Annotated in this window: 19 protein-coding genes; 5 read left to right on the top strand and 14 right to left on the bottom strand. The window is 49.1% G+C overall.

Annotated features, from left to right (window positions below):
• Positions 1 to 7: 7 nt before the first annotated feature.
• The 4 genes from Pan161_RS19260 to Pan161_RS19245 all read right to left on the bottom strand — a co-directional run bounded on the left by Pan161_RS19260 (position 8) and on the right by Pan161_RS19245 (position 4,279).
• Complete coding sequence (locus Pan161_RS19260) at positions 8 to 895, bottom strand: sugar phosphate isomerase/epimerase family protein (protein WP_145229905.1); 888 nt, start codon at positions 893 to 895, stop codon at positions 8 to 10.
• Positions 896 to 944: 49 nt separating this feature from the next.
• Positions 945 to 1,961: a 3-deoxy-7-phosphoheptulonate synthase gene (gene aroF, locus Pan161_RS19255; RefSeq protein ID WP_145229903.1), complete on the bottom strand. Its 1,017-nt coding sequence runs from the start codon at positions 1,959 to 1,961 to the stop codon at positions 945 to 947.
• Between the two features lie 374 nt (positions 1,962 to 2,335).
• Positions 2,336 to 3,337, bottom strand: coding sequence for a hypothetical protein (locus tag Pan161_RS19250; protein ID WP_145229901.1), 1,002 nt, complete (start codon positions 3,335 to 3,337; stop codon positions 2,336 to 2,338).
• Between the two features lie 171 nt (positions 3,338 to 3,508).
• On the bottom strand, positions 3,509 to 4,279 hold the full coding sequence (locus Pan161_RS19245) for a 3-keto-disaccharide hydrolase (protein WP_145229899.1): 771 nt from the start codon (positions 4,277 to 4,279) through the stop codon (positions 3,509 to 3,511).
• A gap of 361 nt (positions 4,280 to 4,640) precedes the next feature.
• Between Pan161_RS19245 and Pan161_RS19240 the strand changes: the two genes are divergently transcribed.
• Together Pan161_RS19240 and Pan161_RS19235 are read left to right on the top strand one after the other, a co-directional pair.
• Entirely contained in the window at positions 4,641 to 6,365 is a 1,725-nt protein-coding gene (locus Pan161_RS19240; RefSeq protein WP_145229897.1) for a sensor domain-containing diguanylate cyclase, read from the top strand.
• Positions 6,366 to 6,553: 188 nt separating this feature from the next.
• On the top strand, positions 6,554 to 7,351 hold the full coding sequence (locus Pan161_RS19235) for a glycosyltransferase family 2 protein (protein WP_145229895.1): 798 nt from the start codon (positions 6,554 to 6,556) through the stop codon (positions 7,349 to 7,351).
• Positions 7,352 to 7,366: 15 nt separating this feature from the next.
• Here the strand turns inward: Pan161_RS19235 and Pan161_RS19230 are convergent, their stop codons facing one another.
• From Pan161_RS19230 to Pan161_RS19220, 3 genes are all read right to left on the bottom strand, one after another.
• On the bottom strand, positions 7,367 to 8,344 hold the full coding sequence (locus tag Pan161_RS19230; protein WP_145229893.1) for a leucine-rich repeat domain-containing protein: 978 nt from the start codon (positions 8,342 to 8,344) through the stop codon (positions 7,367 to 7,369).
• A gap of 42 nt (positions 8,345 to 8,386) precedes the next feature.
• Positions 8,387 to 9,424: a mandelate racemase/muconate lactonizing enzyme family protein gene (locus Pan161_RS19225; RefSeq protein WP_145229891.1), complete on the bottom strand. Its 1,038-nt coding sequence runs from the start codon at positions 9,422 to 9,424 to the stop codon at positions 8,387 to 8,389.
• A 140-nt stretch (positions 9,425 to 9,564) separates the two neighbouring features.
• Positions 9,565 to 10,872: a HEAT repeat domain-containing protein gene (locus tag Pan161_RS19220; protein WP_145229889.1), complete on the bottom strand. Its 1,308-nt coding sequence runs from the start codon at positions 10,870 to 10,872 to the stop codon at positions 9,565 to 9,567.
• A gap of 641 nt (positions 10,873 to 11,513) precedes the next feature.
• Between Pan161_RS19220 and Pan161_RS19215 the strand changes: the two genes are divergently transcribed.
• Positions 11,514 to 12,446, top strand: a complete 933-nt coding sequence (locus Pan161_RS19215; RefSeq protein WP_145229887.1) for a histone deacetylase family protein — start codon at positions 11,514 to 11,516, stop codon at positions 12,444 to 12,446.
• Positions 12,447 to 12,464: 18 nt separating this feature from the next.
• Here Pan161_RS19215 and Pan161_RS19210 read toward each other — a convergent pair whose 3' ends face one another.
• From Pan161_RS19210 to Pan161_RS19200, 3 genes are all read right to left on the bottom strand, one after another.
• Positions 12,465 to 13,493, bottom strand: a complete 1,029-nt coding sequence (locus Pan161_RS19210) for a prenyltransferase/squalene oxidase repeat-containing protein (RefSeq protein ID WP_145229885.1) — start codon at positions 13,491 to 13,493, stop codon at positions 12,465 to 12,467.
• A 119-nt stretch (positions 13,494 to 13,612) separates the two neighbouring features.
• Complete coding sequence (locus tag Pan161_RS19205) at positions 13,613 to 13,972, bottom strand: 2Fe-2S iron-sulfur cluster-binding protein (protein ID WP_145229883.1); 360 nt, start codon at positions 13,970 to 13,972, stop codon at positions 13,613 to 13,615.
• Positions 13,973 to 14,095: 123 nt separating this feature from the next.
• Positions 14,096 to 14,566: a universal stress protein gene (locus Pan161_RS19200; protein WP_197995413.1), complete on the bottom strand. Its 471-nt coding sequence runs from the start codon at positions 14,564 to 14,566 to the stop codon at positions 14,096 to 14,098.
• A gap of 484 nt (positions 14,567 to 15,050) precedes the next feature.
• Here Pan161_RS19200 and Pan161_RS19195 point away from each other — a divergent pair, with 484 nt between their 5' ends.
• Entirely contained in the window at positions 15,051 to 16,145 is a 1,095-nt protein-coding gene (locus Pan161_RS19195; RefSeq protein WP_145229879.1) for a hypothetical protein, read from the top strand.
• A gap of 7 nt (positions 16,146 to 16,152) precedes the next feature.
• Here the strand turns inward: Pan161_RS19195 and yidD are convergent, their stop codons facing one another.
• From yidD to Pan161_RS19175, 4 genes are read right to left on the bottom strand one after another with little or no spacing between them, the layout of a single operon-like run.
• Positions 16,153 to 16,404, bottom strand: coding sequence for a membrane protein insertion efficiency factor YidD (gene yidD, locus Pan161_RS19190; RefSeq protein WP_145229877.1), 252 nt, complete (start codon positions 16,402 to 16,404; stop codon positions 16,153 to 16,155).
• Positions 16,404 to 16,808 (bottom strand): ribonuclease P protein component, encoded by a 405-nt coding sequence (gene rnpA, locus Pan161_RS19185; protein ID WP_145229875.1) that lies wholly within the window; start codon positions 16,806 to 16,808, stop codon positions 16,404 to 16,406. Before rnpA ends, yidD begins: the two co-directional genes overlap by 1 nt.
• A complete protein-coding gene (locus Pan161_RS19180) occupies positions 16,805 to 17,248 on the bottom strand; it encodes a hypothetical protein (RefSeq protein ID WP_145229873.1) in 444 nt (147 codons plus the stop codon). Before Pan161_RS19180 ends, rnpA begins: the two co-directional genes overlap by 4 nt.
• 5 nt (positions 17,249 to 17,253) lie before the next feature.
• Positions 17,254 to 18,180, bottom strand: a complete 927-nt coding sequence (locus tag Pan161_RS19175) for a DnaJ C-terminal domain-containing protein (protein WP_145229871.1) — start codon at positions 18,178 to 18,180, stop codon at positions 17,254 to 17,256.
• A gap of 288 nt (positions 18,181 to 18,468) precedes the next feature.
• On the opposite strand from Pan161_RS19175, the gene Pan161_RS19170 reads away from it, so the two are divergent.
• Positions 18,469 to 19,824, top strand: a complete 1,356-nt coding sequence (locus Pan161_RS19170; RefSeq protein WP_145229869.1) for an ABC transporter permease — start codon at positions 18,469 to 18,471, stop codon at positions 19,822 to 19,824.
• Positions 19,825 to 19,842: the final 18 nt, after the last annotated feature.

Below are 19,842 nucleotides of genomic sequence, written 5' to 3'. Positions count from 1 at the left end.
GAATTATTCAGAGCAGATGTGTTTTCATCCAGGTCAAATATTCGCTGGCGTATGCGTTGAGATTATCAAGGCTGCCTCCTCCGCGGAGGGGAGAACACATTTCGTAGGTCGCGATGCCTTTGAAGCCGCCTTCTTTCAAACCATGGAAGAAAGCGGAGTAATCGATGAAACCCGTGCCAAATTTGACCGCACGGACCAGATCTGGCTCCTGTCGCTGGTAGTTGATGAACTCGGGCTGATAAGCAAAGCGGGGGAGTTTGATGTAGTCGGCGTTAGTCGTGATCGCGGTGTGGGGTGCCATTTTACGCGCGGCGTCGAACAGGTTTTCGCCGCGAAGTGCAGGGGACCAGGCATCGAAGCCCAGTTTGCAGTTGGGGCGGTCGATATCAAACAGGAGTTCGAGCAGGGCATCGGAATGGACGCCGACATCATGATGATTCTGAACTGCGACGGTGACATCATATTCCGCTGCCCGGTCACAGCATTCCTGTAGAGCAGTCACAGTCTGGTTCCAGAGAGCCTGTGGTGTTTGCCGGGGAGAATCATAGGCGGTAAAGATGCGAACCGTAGAGGCGCCGAGCTGGCTGGCGATTTGCGCGAGCTGCTGGACATATTGAATCTGTAATTCAATCAGGGGAACTTCCGTTGCAGCAGAGCCTGCGAAATCAGTGTAACCGCCGATGATCGCACATTTGATCTGATGCTGTTCGAGTGCCCCTTTGATGGACTCAATCAATTGAGGAGAAGTATCAAGGGGGGCCAGGTGGGGGCGTTTTCCCATGAGCATCACGGAATCGTAGCCCAGTTTTGCCGACTGCGCGATGAATTCGTTCAAGCTCAAGGCATGCTGTCCCCAGAAACCGGCATAACTGACTGAAAAAAGACAGAGCTTCATGAACGGACTCCCGGGAACAGGTTGCTTCGAAGTATTGTTGACGACTGTCTTAACCTAATTCTTTTCCGACGGCTGCGGCAACCTTGCGGCAGAGATCCATCGTTTCAGAGAAGGCGTCTGGCGTGAGTGACTGGGCTCCATCGCTCATGGCGCGAGAAGGGTCGGGGTGAACTTCCAGGATCAGTCCATCACAGCCGGCTGCGATGGCAGCGGCACACATGGGAGGTACCAGGCTGGCGATGCCCGTTCCATGACTGGGATCGATGACAACAGGCAGGTGAGTCCGTTCATGCAGGTAGGGGACAGTGGCAAGCGGGAGTGTGAAGCGGGTATGGGTTTCGAAAGTTCGCACACCACGTTCACAGAGCATGACCTGTTGATTTCCCTGATCGAGGATGTATTCGGCGGCGAGCAGGAACTCTTCAATGGTAGCGGAAGGACCGCGTTTGAGCAGGACGGGCAGCCGGGTTTCGCCTACGGCTTGCAGGAGATGGTAGTTTTGCATATTGCGGGCACCGATCTGCAGAACGTCGGCGTATTGGCATAGCAGATCGACATGGTTGGGGGTCATGACTTCGGTGACGACGGCGAGGCCGGTTTCTTCACGAGCCAGCGCGAGCAGTTTAAGGCCGTCTTCTTTCATACCCTGGAAAGAGTACGGGCTGGTGCGCGGTTTGAAGGCACCGCCACGGAGCCCGGTGGCACCGGCCGCTTTGACCTGATGAGCGACCTGCAGGATCTGTTCTTCACTTTCCACAGAGCAGGGGCCCGCGATCACGCCCACATGAGAACCACCAATTTTGAGGTCGCGTGTGGAGACGACCGTTGGTTCTGGTTTGGTTTCTTTACTGGCGACTTTATAGGCGGCGATGATGGGGACAACTTTTTCGACTTCAGCACAGGATTCCAGTACTTCCTGATGCCCATCGCGTTTAATGCCTGCAGCGGCGATGACTGTGCGTTCTTCGCCCACAATGACGTGGGCTTTCAGTCCCATTTCTTCGACGCGTCTGACCATGGCTTGAACCATTTCTTCAGTAGCATTCGCTTTCATAACAACTATCATGGCGTTGACTCATTTCTAATTCAGTCTCAGGGAATAAAAAAAGCCCTGTAACCAGTGAGGTTACAGGGCCAATCGATTTCTGGGGTTGTTCATCAGTTATGAACGGTATTTATTCGATCGGTCAGGTAACCTGTTCCGGTAAACCAATAGCTCAAAAAGTGCCAGGCTGTAAAAAAAGACAGCCGCACTAAATTAAAGCTAAAAGTACCAAACCGACGTGTCACGGAGAAACTCCAAAGCTGTAAAAATCTGATTTCTATTGAATTTCCATCAAAGGAAACTGTATTCCTAGATCATACTCCTGTGGATCAAATTAAGTCAACCGAGAAATTCAAAAGTTTCTCAATCGAGTTTGGCCGGCGAGGTTGAGTGGCCTAGAAATGAGGACCTTTTGAATTTCGCTTATGGAGGTGTGAGAAACTGATTCCCTGTTTTGGGGAACTTGCGTTTATTTCCTGCTGCTTTTGTTCTGTCGGTTTGAAATGAGGATGATTTTGTTTGCTTGAGGCGCTGTGTGGCAACAGTGTACGAAACAGTTCGGGAATTCGATCGGGGTGAGTTTCAGCGGCAAGTCCGCTGCGTGCGATGCGAATGTGCTGGATTGATTTCATCATGGCAGACTGATGGAAGCACTCTTCAGGATAACAGGCCATGACGGCAGCGAGCATCTTTTCCCAATGGTCACTGCTTTGACTGGTGAGCCCGGCCGGGAATGAAATGCGTAAACCGGCTGTGATCAGGTCCCAGGTCTGAACGGGGGAAGGAGCCTTGAGGCTTGAGGACTGGTCTTCGCCAAAATCACGGGAGCGTTCCGGATCGTGGGCAAATTCCTGCATGTTGAATTGCAGTACAAATTGCCCCAGCATCAGATCGGTCCAGCGTTCGATTGACCGTCTCGTACGATTAATTCGTTTGAGTGCGTCAAGGCTCAGATGGCTTTCTGCCACCATCACAGCCAGCACGACTCGTTTCAGATCCAGAAATGCCAGGAAGAGACTTCGTGCGATGGGTTCGGCCTGACACTGTTTTCGCTTTTGATCTGCAGCAGCGAGAACAGTGGTGACAATACGCATCAGCATTTCTTCGGCGAAGAAATCTTTGAAAATGACTTCGAGTTCTGATTCAGAGAGATCATGGGGAGTATCAGATTGCGCCAGCGGTTCAAGAACGCGTCGGCGTTGTTTCAGATGCTCCTGACCATGAAACCAGAAGTCACAGAGTACGTCGGAAGAAAAGGGGGCTGTTCCTTCAATGAGAGAAAGACCTTGAGATGCAATGACAGCTGCGATTTCTGCGGTAATTTGCGAATTCAATGGAATGCCGTTCTGCCTTGTGAGTGAAATGATGAAGGGATTGGAACCACGCTGAATTCCCAATCTCTCTCTCTGGCAGGGTAAACGCAAAAGGAATACCACTTTCACCTGGAAACGGAGACGCGATGCTAAAGGCAGTAGATAGAACGGCTTACGAGGCAAGACAATTTCACGGTTTTCATACCGTATGATGACTTAATCCATCGGTGTGTTGATCAAAATCAACGTGTGGTATTATTTCTGCGGTGCTGTTTTGGCGACTTCTTCGGGAGTCAGTTTCCTCAGGCGTATATTTTTCAAAGCAGCCGTCGTGCAGAATGACGTGATACCGAACGGGCGGGAGAGTTCGACTTCGTGTCGAATTGAGATCTTGCGATCTTTCAGATTCTGATCAACAATCTGTTTGCCATCCAACCAGCCCTGAATCTTATGGTCGGTGACCTGCAGGCGGATTTTATACCATTGGTTTTTCTTAAAAGTCTGAAAGGTAGTCGTGCTATTTTGTGATGCGTCATCTCCATCAATGCTGGAGATACCACACAGGCTGCCACCCCAGCCGCCCAGGATAAATGAGCAGGGATCTTTTTTGACAGGAAAGGTCAGTCCACAGAAGAAGTCTGTCCCATCCACCCGCATGGCTTCCAGTTCTACTTCATAGTTAGTCAGGGGGAATTTTTTTGTATCGACGAGAGTCGCGCCCGTCAGATCGACACCCATTTCCAGAATCAGGTTTCCCTTTTCGACATGGACTTCGCCTTCGCCTCCGAATTGAGGGACTTTCCAACCGTCCAGGTTCTTACCGTTAAACAGTGAGATCCATTTGGGTTCCGGTTGTTTCTCTGCTTTTTTGGTGGCGTCTGCTTTGTTTGAGCCACTTTTTTCTGACTGGTTATCTGCAGAGGCAGACGAAGCCGTCATTAAGCTGAGTGTGAGAACCAGCAGCAGCCATGTTTTTGGCAAGTGGGCCTGAAGAAAACGATTTCCAATATAATTCAAAATATTCATAGAAGACCTGGTGCTTTTTCAAGAGATTGGGGAACGGTTAATACCTGGGTCAGACGCACCTGGCACATCAATCTGTTTGTATCTCATTTTATTCAGAGACAAACGTCAGGCTCGATACGCGACTAGCTTCACCTTATTAGAGAATAACATAGTCCAATTCGAAAGCGAAAAATAACGGTTTATCTGGATTATAACGAATTCAGGGATCAGGCAAAGTGAGGAGGGAAAATCCCCAGGCGCGAGTGAAAAATGTGTTCATCAGACCGCATTTTCTGGGCTAGGTTTTGAATGAACCTCGTGGAGATTCCACGGAATTCATCTGATATAATCTCATTTGCAGGTTAGAAAGCGCAGGGCTCAGTTGTCTTACCTTATTGCATCAATCATCGAAGTATTCACTCAAAATGTGTCGCAGGGCGTCACAAATGCCAGTGTTGCGGCCATCGCCGGTGTCTGTCTTCTGCAATACATTGTTTACACTTTTAAGATGTCAGCAGTACGCGAAGAGAACGAACAGTTTCAGCGCAATCTTTCTGAGTTTGAGGAGGAGTTACACGATATTCAATCCGATCGGGCGATGACGCTGATTGAAAATCATATTTTACGTGAGTTCGTATCACAGTCTGATTTCGATCAGGCAATTGAACTGCTCTTGAAACGCTACGTTCCTTCTCTGCGAGATGGATTTGGCTTATACCTGAATCATATTGATGGCGAATTTAAACTTCGTGAATCACGGGGACTTTCGCGCAATACAAAAGCGATCTATGATATTGACCGGAGTATACTGAAGCAATTGCGAAATCAGAATGTACTTGTTCTGCGTGGTGAAAAACTTCGAGAATCGAATGTCTATGACTGTTTTCACGATCAGGACAAAGCCCGGATCCAAAAGCTGTGTCTGATGGCCGTCTATGACAAAAAAGATATCTCGGGAATCTTTATTACCACCGATCTGTATCCGGAAGGTGTTGAAGAAATACAGCAGATCAAGCTGGCGAAGCGACTTCTGATTTGTGTCTCTCGAAATATTGTCAAGAATCAGGATTTTGAATCACATCGGTTTGAGTTACGCGTAACGCGTGAACAACTCGAATTGCGTTCTCTGGCTGATCAGCAGTTTAAGACTCCGGTGATTATGCTGGAAGAGTTTCTGGATCGATTACGCCAGCTGACCAATTCGAGCCGGGCGGGGTTATTTCTCTCGACTCCCGGGGATGCCAGTGGCTGCAAAGCAATTGTCGAATGTGGAATCACACTCCAGTCGGGAGTCAAAGCCCGCTGGCGTGAACATGAGATGAATCTGGTACAACTGGGGCTCAATTCAGGGGAGAATACTTCTCTGTCGGGTGATCAGCTGGAAAACCATGGGATCCGATCGCTGGTAGGTGCCGCTTTGATCTCACCTCTGATCACAAATCGCAAACGCATCGGTGTGCTGTGTCTGACCAGTCAAGACAGTCAACCCTTTGATGAACGATCATTAAGGCTCATCTCCTGGGCATCGCAGTTTTTATCGAATACGCTGCTGAAAGTACTTAGCCATGCGACGATTGAACGTCAGGCGCGACAGGATGGTTTGACGGGACTGGTCAACCGACGTTCGTTTGATGAATTATTTGAAGATGAGTTTCATCGGGCACAGTCGACAGAGATAGCCTGTTCGCTGATTTTAATCGACCTGGATCACTTCAAACTGGTCAATGATAATTATGGACATCAGGCGGGAGATGAAGTTCTGCGTCGCGTCGCCCAGATTTTACGAGAGCGGATACAGGAGATTCGATCATCCGATAACGTCATTGCTGCCCGCTATGGCGGTGAAGAATTAGCGATTCTGTTACCAGAAGTGGGTCTGTCAGGCACGGAGCGAATTGCGGAAGTCATACGTCACTCAATTGAATCCAGTGTGATCAAATTTAACGAGCTTCACATTCCAGTCACAGCAAGCCTGGGGATCTCAACCTATTCACCGCATGTGATGGATAGTGTTCAGGCGATGCTGGCAGCTGCGGACAGTGCCCTGTATCAGGCAAAAGCGGAAGGGCGAAATCGAGTTTGCAGCCTGAGTTCAGCCCCGGTTTAAGTGATTCCTTAAAACCTAACCGTTTTGACTTGTTTACGCCTATCTTCTCGTGAACAATGCATATCTGAGTGTGAGCACCTCAAGCAGTTTTTCCGCAAATCGAGTCTTGCAGAGGTCCGTGCAGTATCCCTGTTCTGTAGGTGGAAAGCGGAACAGCCAATCATCAACGTTCTGAATTTGATAGACTTATGTTCGATCCTGACTCCAGCTCAAACAGTTCCTTGCCAGGGCGAGGACGTGTCATCGCTGTGATGCCTGCCTACAATGCTGCCAGTACTTTGGAACGGACGGTGAGTGATATCCCCGAAGGCTCCGTTGATGAGATCGTACTGGTCGATGACTGCAGCAGTGATAATACTGTCGAAGTCGCGAAACGTCTGGGGTTAACGGTCATTCAGCATGAGCGAAATAAAGGATATGGTGGAAACCAGAAGACCTGCTATCGCTATGCCCTGGATGCAGGAGCGGACTATGTCGTGATGATTCATCCGGATTATCAATACGACAGCCGTGTGATCCCGGTGGCAACCGAACTGATCCGACTGGGGATTTGCGATGTAATTCTTGGTTCGCGGATTCGAACCCGAGTAGAAACCCTGTCGGGAGGAATGCCCTTTTATAAGTATGTTGCAAACCGTTTCCTGACGATTATCGAAAATATTGCCCTCGGACAGAACCTGGGAGATTTTCACAGTGGCTTTCGTGCATACAGCCGCAAAGTTCTGGAGACGATTCCCTTCGACAAAAATTCGGACGATTTTATTTTCGACACGCAGTTCCTGGCGCAGGCAGTTCGCTTTGGATTTAAAATGAGCGATATCCCTGTTCCGGTCCGCTATTTTGAAGAGGCATCCAGTATCAATTTCAGGCGCAGTGCGCGATATGGGATACTGACTCTGGCCGTCATGCTGCAATACTGGTTAAACCGGCTGGGAATCTGGAAATCGGATGTGTTCTCTCAGAATAAACAGTATCTTGTCGATTGACTGAGTCGCTGGTTATTACTCTGGTTTTTGTTTCTCTGGTTTCGTCTGGGCAGCATCGAATTCTTTCCAGAATTCATCAGCGGCTTTGACTGTATCAAAGCTGGTTCCCAGGCCTTGAATCGATGAGTTTTCCCTGATTACGTCCAGGCCTTTAGTGATATTGGCAGGGGTGAAAATCAGACGCTGTAAAGGCATTCCTTTCAGAGGCGTCAAATCGGTCACTGCGGAATTCGCGAGATTCAACCGCAGAAACTGCATGCCCCGTAACGGGGAGAGATCAGAGATTTTCGTATCCTGAATATCCAGACTCTCCAGCAGCATGCCTTTGAGAGGGGAGATGTCCGTAATTTCCGTATTAGGAATCCAGAGTGTCTTGAGAGGCAGTGTATTGATCAGCCCCAGGTTCTTGACCTTTGTGTCAAACAGATTGAGCTGATTGAGGGGCATACCTTCCAGGGGGGAAATGTCTGAAACGGGGGTATGTTCCATTCTGAGAATGCGAATCGGCATGCCCTGTAAGGGGCTGAGATCACTAACAAACGAACCCTCCAGGTAGAGTTCCTGTATTTTCATTCCTTCTAGTGGGCTCAAATCAGAGACCGGGCAGTGCGTGAGATCCAGGTACTGCAGATCCATCCCTTTCAGCGGTCTTAAGTCTGAAACAGGACAGTTCATCAGATCCAGAAACTGTAGTTTCAGCCCCTTCAGTGCAGAAATATCTTCCACACCGACCAGTTTAGCCGAAATGATTTCTCCTTTTTGTTTTCCAAACTCAGCATTGTTCTGGTAGTCGGGATTTTTTTTCTTGAGCCGTTCGTGGAGATCCTGCTCTGAAAGAACGACAGGGCCGGCAGGAGCTGTCGGAACAGGTGGATCCGGTTTGGTGTCTTTTGCTGTCTTGTTCGAAGAGGCCTCTTGGCTGCAGCCGTTTAACATGAGGGTGCTGACAAAACAGATCAGGAAATTGATAATCAGCTGGTTTTGATTTCTCATAATTTGCTGCGTTTCAGAGGATAAGGGTTCAAGATAATTGAGTCAGTTTACAAGTGGCAGTCGACGTTCATCGAATAACAGACCGAAGCCAGGCCGGTCCGAAACTTCGATCATGCCCTGATGAATGTCAGGTTGCCCCTCGACCCAGGTCATCCAGGGGCGACCGGTTTCTGCGAGGGGCTGAGGATCCAGAGCAGCGATGGCATGCAACGCCCAGATTTCGCAACCACGATGCGGACAGACCCGTAAGCCGGCTTCCTTTGCCATTGTGTAGATTTTGATCAGTTCCGTCAAACCACCGCACCAGTTGACATCGGGCTGGAGCACTGTATGCAGTTTCTGTTCAATGAGCGGACGAAACGCCTCTGAAGTAAACTCATGCTCGCCACCTGCGATGGGGATTTCAGTTTTTTCTTCGAGTATCGCATAGCCGGCCAGGTCATCCGGGGATAAGGGTTCTTCAATCCATTCGATTTGAAATGGTTTGATCTCTCGCGCAATTGAGATGGTTGATTCGATGTCCCATTTCATCCAGGCGTCAACCATCAGTAAAGGCGAGGGACCGATAGTGATTCGTGCCTGCTCGATGGAGTCGACCATCAAATCGTGTTGTTCCAGGGCAGCGATTTTTCCCAGATGCAGTTTATAACCGGCGTGCTCACCAGCCGTAGATAGATCTTCTGTAGACCAGGCCGTATGGTAGGTCGGTATTTTAGTTCCAGGAGTGCCTCCCAGCAGTGCAACCACGGGTAGCTGTTCCCGTTTTCCCTGCAGATCCCACAGTGCGAGATCAACTCCGCTGATGGCCATGATGGCGATGCCTTTCCGGCCAAATGCCAGAGTTGCCTGATACATTTCATGCCAGAGTTGTGAAATCTGCTCCGGGTTTCTGCCGAGCAGGAGATCGCGCAGGACGGTCCTTACCACATGTTGTCCTGCCAGACCTCCACCGCCGACTCCGTAGCCTGTGATACCTGCGTCGGTATCAATGGCGACGAGAATCTGTCCCATACTCGTACGCCAGTCGGGAGGAGAGTTTTTACCTGCAGGTTGAATCGCGCGAACGTCTGTGATTTGCATGCTGCTATTCTACTTTAATGTGATAGAAAAAGCAGGGATCTTCAGCGGGATGGCTGATCAGAATCAAAGGAATTTCTGTAGCGGAATTTTTAAAAGAGTTGACCTGCAGTCAGCGGCGTTTAACAGAAAAAGAGAAGGAATTATTTTCCTTCGGCTACCTGCTGATTCTGCGGTTTGGCCTGTACGGGAGCGACCCGGAAGTTTTTGGGGAGATTCTTCTTTAACCAGTCGTCCATTGCTTTGGTGACCTCCTCCTTGATGGGAGGAGTGGGACCTGGCTGCACGATTGTGGCGATCGGATTGATGACCTGTTTGTAAGCGTCATTCACGACTGTCTGGTTAACCTGTTTTTTGGTCAGGCCTGTATCCGCTGCCGGGTTCAAGGGCTTGAAGGCATGGTAGACATTCCAGAAACTGCGTTTCCACCAATATCCGTTTGTGTTGGCATTGTAAGCCTGAATCATCTTTCGTGTCATGTCAACGATAGAATAAGTGATAAGTTTGATGTCCGCATTTGCTTTGAGAGGAAGCTTGCCGATATTCTCTGCAGCAGCAGACCTGACTTCCCATGTCCGTTTCGGATTACTCATGACTTTCAGTAATGCATCGGTGACGATTGGCTGTCGAGCGAGGTTGTCAGAAATCCCCATCGAACCGAGCGCATTAACCAGACTGCGCTGATACCAGGAAAAATCATTGACGGACTGGGTCAACTCATCAATGATTTCTTCTGCAATTTTGACACGTAACTGGTTGGTCGGATTTCCTGTCTTTCCGATTCGAGCCAGTCCGTTTGCAGCGACAATCTTAACCTCTATTGTCTGATTTTTATCATTCAGAACTTTGACCAGGGGCACGTAAGCCAATGTATAAGCTACGGCATCCGTTTTCTTTTGCCGATCTTCTTCACGCAGATCAAGTTGCGAAAGTAACACGACGGCACTGAACCGCACCAGTCGATGATTGTCGAGCAGATCCTGGGCTCGTTTTGTGAGTTCTTCGAGATAAAGTTCGCGTGCTTGATAGTTACCGGAAATCTTGCCGGAAAAATTAATATCACGCAGGATATTAGCCCGCAGTTTATTCAAGTCAGTCTCATTTTCCGGTTTATTGGGATCCTGCTTGAAGGTCATCAGGTAGACGTGATATTTCGCTCCTTCCGCAATCAGTTTTTTGTCTTCAGCAGAACTGATTTTTCCGCCTCGCAGCACTTTATCGAAATCCAGCAGTTTGGTTTTTCGAAAATTGACCGCTTCATCGGGAGTCATCAACTCTTTGTATACATACAATGCATTGTTCTGTGCATTGGGATCTGCCGGTTGCTGGCCGAGAAGTAACGAACTGGAACACAGTAACAGACCGACTGCCAACAGAGAATGTCTGCATACTCTGGCGGTCAGCATTTCAATTCCTGAAACGGCCTGATACGAGCATATGGATTGTCGCACGGAAAGTTCCTTCATTCAACGTTCTGCTCGAACCCCGGTACATTTAGAAGCACAGGGTTTTCTCGACTTCAAAAGGGAGCGTTACATTCAAGGAAAATATTACACAAATAAGGCAAATAACTCTATGGCAGCCGAATAGATTTCCTGTGATTAAGTGCCGACTGCTGTTCTGGTTCCGGATGAAGTGGAACGAGGATATGAATCTGTATAAATCATACGATAAATAAAGAGCAGATACCAACGAAATCTGCCATTTTCAAGCAGCAGATTTATGGAATCAGCGTTCCAATCCCACTCACACGGTCAAAATAACTCAGTTGTCGCTGCAGGAAAAAATTCCACTGTCTTCCATGGCGCTGTTTTATTATCTTACGGTATCGCTTTACCTTACGAACTGTCAAGAATTTTCTCAATCCTTAAGCGGGAATTCTTCTGCGAGGGCAAAGCGTCTCGGAATTATCTGTGGGTTAGTAAAAATGATCAGAGTCATCAATGCCGACAGGGAATGCAGGCGTGAAGAAAATATGATTGTTTGCGGTGAGAATGTTCAGCTTCCCCCTGCCATCTGAGACCCCTTGTGACGGTTATCTGGATTCTGAGGAATTCAGCGTGTGATCATCCCTGTCTGGAATGGATATGATATGGCGGTTTTTTTTCAGAGTACTACCTTCTTAAGGCATGAGACCGGGGCGCACCCGGAATGCGCTCTGAGGCTGGAAACAGTAATGAACCAGGTTGCTGGCGCAGCGGTACCCAATCTCTCGATATTGAATGATCCCCAAATTAGTTTGGGGGAGGAAATATCCCGCGTTCATCCTGAAAGCTATTTAAATCGATTGCAGGCCTTTTCAGCCTCTGGCGGGGGCCGCATTGAGTCTGATACGGTGATGTCTGCCGACTCGTATGAGGTGGCCCGCTATGCAGCAGGTTGTGCGGTTGAAGCAGTGGATCAGGTGATTAACGGACAGGTTGAGCAGGTTTTCTGTGCCAGCAGGCCACCGGGTCACCACGCGTTTTCAGACCGGGCAATGGGATTTTGCCTGTTTAATAATGTGGCCATTGCTGCCCGACACGCCATTGACTTTCATGATTTAAACCGTGTTCTGATTGTTGACTGGGATGTACATCACGGAAATGGTACTCAGGATATCTTCTATGAAGAAGATTCGGTCTATTTTTTTTCTGCGCACCGACACCCGTTTTATCCTGGGACGGGTCTGGGGCATGAAACAGGATCGGGAGCGGGATTGGGTACAATCTGGAACCTTCCACTGGCATTCGGGATCCCCCGGCAGGACTATTTCTCTCAGTTTGAGCGAATGCTGATTGACGCTGCCGCCAAATGCCAGCCCGAACTGATTCTGATCAGTGCAGGCTTTGATGCGCACAAGGAGGATCCCATTGGTTCGCTGGGACTGGAGACGGAGGATTTTGGCACGTTAACCCGACTGGTGAAGGGCGTGGCGCGTGAGTATTGTGGAGGTCGCATCGTCAGCCTGCTGGAGGGGGGCTATCATCCCCAGAGACTGGCAGAGTCAGTGGTCTGTCATTTAACAAGTCTGAGCAATGACTGAACCTGTTCCTGAAAGCCGCTATTTCTGGTAGATTGGCAGATAACCTTTATCAAGCTGCAGAATCGTGGCATTGATGGCAGTCGTATAGACGGGGCCGACGTGGCCTTCCATCCAGGCACCGGATGCGGACTGCTTGCGCAGAATCTGCTTGCCGATATCTTCGATATACTTATCCCAGTCTTTGGTTTCACCGCGGTACATGACCTGGGCGTAGTAAAAATGAGCGTAATGCCAGTGGCCAAAGTAGCGGTTCGAACTTCCACCGGGCCAGATATTTTTTTTGCAGAAATCGAGCATGTTTTTCAGGTGCTCGGAGTCATATTCTCCGGCATTGAACAGTGCGGCACAGGCCGCGGCTGTGATCGCCGGGCGGGCACCGCCGCCACGAATACTGTATTGGACTCCCCCTTCCGGAGTCGTACAGTCTGAGATATATTTCTTGGCGCGGTCAATGATTTTTTTATCCACGGGGATGCCGGCATTGCGACAGGCACGTAACCCCTGAACCTGAGTGATACAGGTTGAGCCTTCGTCGAAATCATTGCCGTCTTTGGCAGAAACATATCCCCATCCGCCACGCGTTGTCTGGGCACCGGCGCAGAACTCGACGGCTTTTATCAGTACTTTTTTGAGCTCCTCACGGCGGAGCGAGTCTTCTTCTTCGCCATAAACCTGAGAGAGAAAGACCATGGAATAGCCATGGCCGTAGGTGTAATGATAGTCATTTTTATAACCGATCAAACCGTTGGGCTGACTCATTTCCAGCAGGTAATCCACAGCGTTTTGTACGTTCTTGGCGTACTTCCCGCGCGTAGTGGTGGAGCCTTCCGCCAGTAATGCATTCCCGGCGAGTGCAGTCATCGCTACCCGGTACTGTCCACCATTCGCCTCCCAGTAACCCTGGCGACGTTGTTCCCTGGCGAGATATTCCAGGGCGTTTGAAATCGCCTGTTGAACCTTCGGGTCACGTTTTTTTGCGGAGACTGTATCTGAACTGGACAGAACCAGCGCTGCAGCCACCAGGCATACTGAAAAAATGAATCGCATCAATTACTCCCTCTATTCAGAGGACCCGGCGATCGTTGTCAAACAGTGCCGGAAAAATGAGAAGCTCTGAATAAATTGCGGATTAGAAATATCAGAGCTCCCCGGATTTGGGTTTCAGGTTATTTATCAACCCATTCTACAGGTTGAGGTTCAATCTCGGGTTTGGGCATATGGCCTGCGTCGGCACGACCACAGCCTTCCAGACGACTGATTGCCCGGACGGTCATATCATGATCACAGAGAATCTGACAGCTGAGACGGCAGCCGGTAACTTCACGCGCTGCGAGTGTATTCTTTTCAGCGACCGTCATTTTTTCAGGTTCACCTTCGATAAACTCAACACGACATGTCGTACAGCGACTTGCCCCACCACAGGCATGTAATTGATCGATCTGGGCATCTTCGGTCAGGGCCAATACCAGGCGCTTACCAGATTCCACTTCGAATTCTCCTACATTTTCAACGGTCAGTTTTGGCATTGTTTCCTCAGTATATTAGTTGGGGTTGGGTCCGGAATTCATCGTAAATGGGGATGCTTCAGTACCACTACGAATTTCCAGTGATGTTAACTCAATGAATTATAGTGAGATGCAGCAGATTATTTAAGTCGGCATTACAAATTCCCGCTCGGGGTGAGAAACCGTCAGTACCGGGCAGGGGGCTTTGCGGACCACTTTTTCAGCAACACTTCCCAGCAACATATGTTTGAGGCCGGTTCGGCCGTGTGTACCGATGACAATCAGGTCGATATCTGCTTTTTTGGCATAGCGGATGATTTCCAGAAAGGCGGGACCGACACAAACTTTACGTACGACTTTCAGGTTTTCAGTGCCAGGCAGACCGGGCATTTCTTCCAGCTGTTTCTGAGCCAGACCCTGCATGTCTGCTACCAGATCATTCATCGATGTTCCCATCATATTCGGTTCCGGGAACATGGCGACGGCATCCTGAACGACATTCAGTAAGTGTAATTCGGCGTCAAATCGGTTGGCGAGTTCACATCCGTAGAGCAGGGCCTGCTGTCCGAATTCACTGAAGTCGGTTGGTACAAGAATTTTTTTCAAATCAATCATGGGGTCACTCCTTGGTTTTATTATATCCATCTACTGCAGTTACTTCAGAGATCGGTTTTACATTTGACGTTACCTATTCCTGAAATCCATCCTGCCTGCCATCGATCAATAGCGGATGTATTGACCGATGGCAGGCATAACCCCTGAAGCTTAACACATCGCTGGAACTGATTCAGCCGCTAATATCGTTATTTTAGTGGTGTTCCGTACTGTGAATCCGCTTACAGATAATACGATCGTTAGATCTCAAATAATAGCTTTATCAATTACGACACTTGCATTTATGAGAAATCGTTTTAGCGAGAATAAACGGATGGCTCTTTAGTCTATTCTAACTGATTACGTACTTTCAGATACGCGAAAACGGCAGATTTAACCGATTTTTATTGCGTGTGCCATACCACATTTTAAGAGCTTGTCAAATTTGGGAAGTGGTTTTTTCAAAATCGGCACTGTCTGTCAGACACGGAAAGAGGAGTTCAAGATGTTACGACCCTATTCGAAAACGATCTCATTGTCACTATGCATGTTTTCCATATCGGGGTTAGCTGGCTGCCAGTATGTTCAACAGAAGGTCTATCAACAGGCCTCCCGTCCCAGTCCAGAGTATCAGGAGCAGATGGAAACAATGCCCCCCCGATACCAGAGCCGGGGCAACTATCAACTGGAACCGGCTCCTGCTCCACTTGAAGACAACTTTCCACCTGCCGCTCCTCCAAGCCTGATTCCACCGGGGTCAGAGCAGACATCTAACCAGAAGCGGTTTTCCATTCGGAAGGTCTCCGATGAAGAATCCATTGACGATTCTGAATATTTTAAGTCCATGTTTGATGATGAACCGGAAGAGCCGGCTCAAAAATATCTGGGACTGGTACCTCACTATTCAACGGTTTCCTCTTCCATGTCGAATAAAGTGAACCAGATAAATGGAAAAGTCAAGGGTTTCTATTCCAGAATGAAATCACATGTGAAGACGCCGGACTGGGTGCGAAAAGTGTCCGGCAGCCATGTCGAAGTGATCGAAGAAGAAAGCTTCTGTGGAGACCTTTCGTGTATCAATTCAGAACCTGTTTTTGAAGCGACTGAGATGCCAGAAGAGGTGCTGCAGCCGGAACCGGTCAAACGAACTCCCGCATTGCCTGCCCCTCCCCAGAAGCTACAGCCCCAACCGGATGTGAAGACTCAGCAGTTGCCGCAACTTCCCCCTCCTGGTGAAGCAACTAATTTCAATAATTCCTGGAGGGTTTCTGCTATTCGTGAGCCACTGTCTGTTGAAGAGTTTTCTACTCCCGAAGATCAGCTGGAAATATGGCCTTATGCGAAACCGGCTCAGCAGCAGCAACAGGTTCGTAAATTTGAATTTAAACCAGCCACCCCGATCTCTGCACCAGACATCATTTCTGAACAGCCGGAGTTCAATCATCCCCGGGAACTGACAGTGCCTTCGATGATTTCACAGGACCAGTCAGTCCCACTTCGAAAAATCAGTCACGAACGATTTCAGATTGAAAAGCAGCCTGTAACCAATAAAGTCGAACAGGATACTCCCATTCTGATTACACCCCGCAAAGTTTATTAATGTGATTTCAGGGTGGGTCGTAACCGCCAGGGTGAAAAGGGTGGCAGCGGCAGATCCGCAGGATGCCTTTGCAGGATCCTCTGATTGCGCCATATTTTTTTACCGCCTGAATGAAGTATTCACTGCAAGTCGGATGGAACCGGCACTGTCTGCCTATCAGATGACTGAGTGTCATCTGGTAGATACGAACCAGGCCGATCAGTATCCTGGCGGGAAGCTGATACAACATGCGGCCGATTTGCAGGGCGATCTGTTTCATCAGCCAGACTGTTGCTCCAGACGACGTTTCAGCTTCTGTGAGAGATATTTGAGGGACTTCTGGTATCCTTTGAGATCACCATCCTGATCTGCACGGGGAATGGCAATCAGATCGAGTCCCGCGGGCAATTGAGATCGGATCAGGCGAAATGCCTCGCGGAGCAGCCGTTTCTTTCGCGCCCGTTTAATGGCATTGCCATTCTTTTTTGAGACACTCAGTCCCAGTCTGGTTTGCGGGAGATCATTTCGGATCGCAAACAGTAAGAGGTTCTGATCGCCAGCTCGCTGTTTTGCAGCATAGATCGCATCGAAATCCTGCTGGCTGCGGATACGGTGTTCACTCGGAAATCCAAATGGTTTGATGGAAGAGTTCTGTCGCCGGGGATCGTTTGGGGAACCGGTCATGATTCTGGTTTTTCGTCGCCTGTTTCTGCTTCCGTACTGGTTTCCACTGGTGGCTCAGGCTTTTCTTTTTTGGGGGGATACATATGGTTCGGATAAGGTCGGCGAATCATACTGCGTACCGAATGACCGAACAGCGAAGTAAAGATCAGGATCCCGATGCCTGCACCAGCCAGCAGCCAGACAATTAAGATCATGACACCCAGTTCTTTCGGGCGTTCGTCTTGCTTGAGTTCTTCAGAATCAGTCTCCGTTTTTTCGGCTGCCGGATCGCCGGGAAGTTCCACGCCAGATTGTTGAGTTGGTTGACTGGTAGTCGAACCTGCTTCCTGATCCTGAGCTGTTACAGATTGGTCTGTCAGGCATAATGCGAACGAGAACGCGCAGTACAGGAACAGACGGATGATCCATTGACTGGAAATTGAGGGCAGCTTCAGTGGCATCAAATTCACCATGCTTTCGATCGGGGTGATTCCTGTTGTAAATCTTTGAGTTGTTCATACAGGGCTTTTGCCTGATCGCTGAGTGTTTTGGGAGCGATTATTTTGATGGCACAAATCTGATCGCCGGTCTGTCTGGTCTTCTGATCGATGATCCCTTTTCCTCTTAATCGTAATTTACTGCCGCTGGAGGTACCGGGAGGAATCGTGACGGTCACTTCTCCTTCGGTCAAAGTGGGGACATCGACTTTGGCGCCCAGTGCTGCCTCGGTGAGTGTAATGGGGACTTCGAGTAACAGATTGCTCCCGTCACGTTTGAAATACGGGTGTGCACCAACTTTGATCGTCAGCAGTAAATCCCCAGCCGGCCCGCCATTAATACCGGGGTTTCCCTGACCACTCAGACGAATGACAGAACCACTGTCGACGCCAGCAGGGATTTTCACAGTCAGTCGCTCGGAAACGCCCCATTTCTGCAGGCTGATCTCATGTTCTCCCCCAACGGCTGCCAGATGGAAAGGAATATCGAGGGAGAGGCGTTTCGATTCCCCTTTTTGTGGACGGGGTTGCGCGCGCCTGGATCCGCCTCCACGAAACGCACCACCGAATAAATCACCCAGATCAATGCCGCCACCGCCGAAGATATCTTCAAAGTCATTTGGTCCCGCACCGCCGGCAGACTGATAATAACCACCTCCACCCGGGCCTGCCTGCTGAAATGAATGACCGAACTGGTCGTATTGTTTCCGTTTTTTTTCGTCGCGTAAAACTTCGTAGGCTTCCTGAACTTCTTTAAATTTCTGGTCCGCTGATTTATCATCCGGTGCCATATCCGGATGGTATTTGCGCGACAGTTTGCGGTACGCTTTCTTAATTTCGTCAGCGGTCGCGCTGCGGGAAACCTCTAGAATATCGTAATAGTCTCGTTTGCTCATAGGTTCGAAATTCGTTTGATGTACCAGGCGTCTAATATTGATCGAGAGAGCTCGCCATACTGCATGGCGCATTCGCCCGTTGAATGCTTTCCTGAGAGATGCTCAGCTGGGAGCATTCTACGTTTGAAATTCACTGGTTTTCAAGTTAGCTCAGTCTATAACTGCTTATAAACAGTGCTTTTATTATAAGAATACGAATCAAAATGATTCATTGATGGATCTGATCTGCGTAGAATGCCACTACCCTGCACAGGCTGAATTGAATTAACTCACTGGAAAACAGCTTCAATGTTAAAATTTGCGATTAAAAATCTTCTGAGCCGATCGGTTCGCTCTTTTTTGTGTTTAATGGGTTTAACGATTGCGATCGCCGGAATGGTGGGGTTGTTTTCCATTGCAGGGGGACTGGAAAAGACGGTTTCTCAAACATTTGGAAAAATATCAGGTATCCTGGCTATGCAACCCGGCGCGCCCATCCCGTTGTTCTCACGTATTCCGCGTGATTGGGGAACTGAGATCAAAGAAGTGCCCGGGGTGTCGATTGTAAACCCGGAAATCTGGTCCCGGGTGAATCTGATTGAAGGGAAACCTGTGATCAGTCCGCCCCGCTTTCTGTTTGGGACCGACCTGCCCACCCGTTTAGAGTTGAAGCATGGAATTTACCGTGAAGCCATCTACGAAGGACGATTTCTGACTCTGGAAGATCGCGGAACATTAAATACGGTCATCAGTCAACAGATTGCCGAACAGCATCACAAGCAGATTGGTGACCAGATTGAAGTGAATGGTCAGACGATGGACATTGTCGGGCTTTATGAAACGGGTTCGATCCTGTTGGATGTCGCCATTATTCTGGATATTAAAGTGGTCCGCGAAATCACTCGATTCGATTCCGAAAGCGTAAGTTGCTTCTATATCGAACAGTCAGGTGAAGTCGCCAACGATAAGCTGGTCCAGGAAATAAAGGATCGGTTTCGAGGCCGCGAACTGGCTTCCTGGCAGCCGTCTTCCCTGGCTTTGGCCAGTTCATCAAATACCAATATCCTCAAAGACGTTATGACGGCAATTGACGAGACGTTAAAAGGAAATCCCAGGGACAAAGATCTCACTGACAAAAAAGCGGAGGCCCACATTTCGAAACCAAAGATCGCAGATCTGAAAACAGGTAAAACGGATTCTGACTCTGCTGAAAGTGCGTTGGAAGTCCGCTCTGCTTCCGACTGGGGCGAACGCCTGGATACGTTTACTGCGGATCTGGATATTTTTCTGGGGCTGATGACGGGAATCGGCGTTCTAATTGCGATGCTGAGTATCATTAACACGATGCTGATGAGCGTGATGGAGCGGGTTGTGGACTTTGGAATCCTGAAAGCGAATGGCTGGTCGAACCGGGATGTGATGCTTTTGATCACGGCGGAAAGTTCTCTGTTGGGTGTCTTGGGCGGTGTCCTGGGAGGCATCCTCGGGTTAATTGCCATCGCAGGGGTTAACTGGAAGTTTGCCAGCCAGGTGCATCTGTATGCCAGCCCGGGATTACTGTTGTTTGGTGTGGTCTTCAGTACTTTGCTGGGAGTCCTGGGAGGGCTGTATCCAGCGATCTGGACGACCCGCATGACGCCCATCGATGCCATTCGTCGAGGCTGATACTGCTTCTTTTCTGCG

The sequence above is a fragment of the Gimesia algae genome, assembly GCF_007746795.1.
Lineage (GTDB): Bacteria > Planctomycetota > Planctomycetia > Planctomycetales > Planctomycetaceae > Gimesia > Gimesia algae.
The sequence above is the reverse complement of the archived record's forward strand: the minus strand, read 5'-3'. Positions and strand labels throughout refer to the sequence as shown.

Bases quoted from the DNA above. Each gene is read 5' to 3' on its own strand.
- Pan161_RS19260 (WP_145229905.1), bottom strand. From the start codon at position 895: ATGAAGCTCTGTCTTTTTTCAGTCAGTTATGCCGGTTTCTGGGGACAG.
- aroF (WP_145229903.1), bottom strand. From the start codon at position 1,961: ATGATAGTTGTTATGAAAGCGAATGCTACTGAAGAAATGGTTCAAGCC.
- Pan161_RS19245 (WP_145229899.1), bottom strand. From the start codon at position 4,279: ATGAATATTTTGAATTATATTGGAAATCGTTTTCTTCAGGCCCACTTG.
- Pan161_RS19235 (WP_145229895.1), top strand. From the start codon at position 6,554: ATGTTCGATCCTGACTCCAGCTCAAACAGTTCCTTGCCAGGGCGAGGA.
- Pan161_RS19230 (WP_145229893.1), bottom strand. From the start codon at position 8,344: ATGAGAAATCAAAACCAGCTGATTATCAATTTCCTGATCTGTTTTGTC.
- Pan161_RS19225 (WP_145229891.1), bottom strand. From the start codon at position 9,424: ATGCAAATCACAGACGTTCGCGCGATTCAACCTGCAGGTAAAAACTCT.
- Pan161_RS19215 (WP_145229887.1), top strand. From the start codon at position 11,514: ATGGCGGTTTTTTTTCAGAGTACTACCTTCTTAAGGCATGAGACCGGG.
- Pan161_RS19210 (WP_145229885.1), bottom strand. From the start codon at position 13,493: ATGCGATTCATTTTTTCAGTATGCCTGGTGGCTGCAGCGCTGGTTCTG.
- Pan161_RS19205 (WP_145229883.1), bottom strand. From the start codon at position 13,972: ATGCCAAAACTGACCGTTGAAAATGTAGGAGAATTCGAAGTGGAATCT.
- Pan161_RS19200 (WP_197995413.1), bottom strand. From the start codon at position 14,566: ATGATTGATTTGAAAAAAATTCTTGTACCAACCGACTTCAGTGAATTC.
- Pan161_RS19195 (WP_145229879.1), top strand. From the start codon at position 15,051: ATGTTACGACCCTATTCGAAAACGATCTCATTGTCACTATGCATGTTT.
- yidD (WP_145229877.1), bottom strand. From the start codon at position 16,404: ATGAAACAGATCGCCCTGCAAATCGGCCGCATGTTGTATCAGCTTCCC.
- rnpA (WP_145229875.1), bottom strand. From the start codon at position 16,808: ATGACCGGTTCCCCAAACGATCCCCGGCGACAGAACTCTTCCATCAAA.
- Pan161_RS19180 (WP_145229873.1), bottom strand. From the start codon at position 17,248: ATGCCACTGAAGCTGCCCTCAATTTCCAGTCAATGGATCATCCGTCTG.
- Pan161_RS19175 (WP_145229871.1), bottom strand. From the start codon at position 18,180: ATGAGCAAACGAGACTATTACGATATTCTAGAGGTTTCCCGCAGCGCG.
- Pan161_RS19170 (WP_145229869.1), top strand. From the start codon at position 18,469: ATGTTAAAATTTGCGATTAAAAATCTTCTGAGCCGATCGGTTCGCTCT.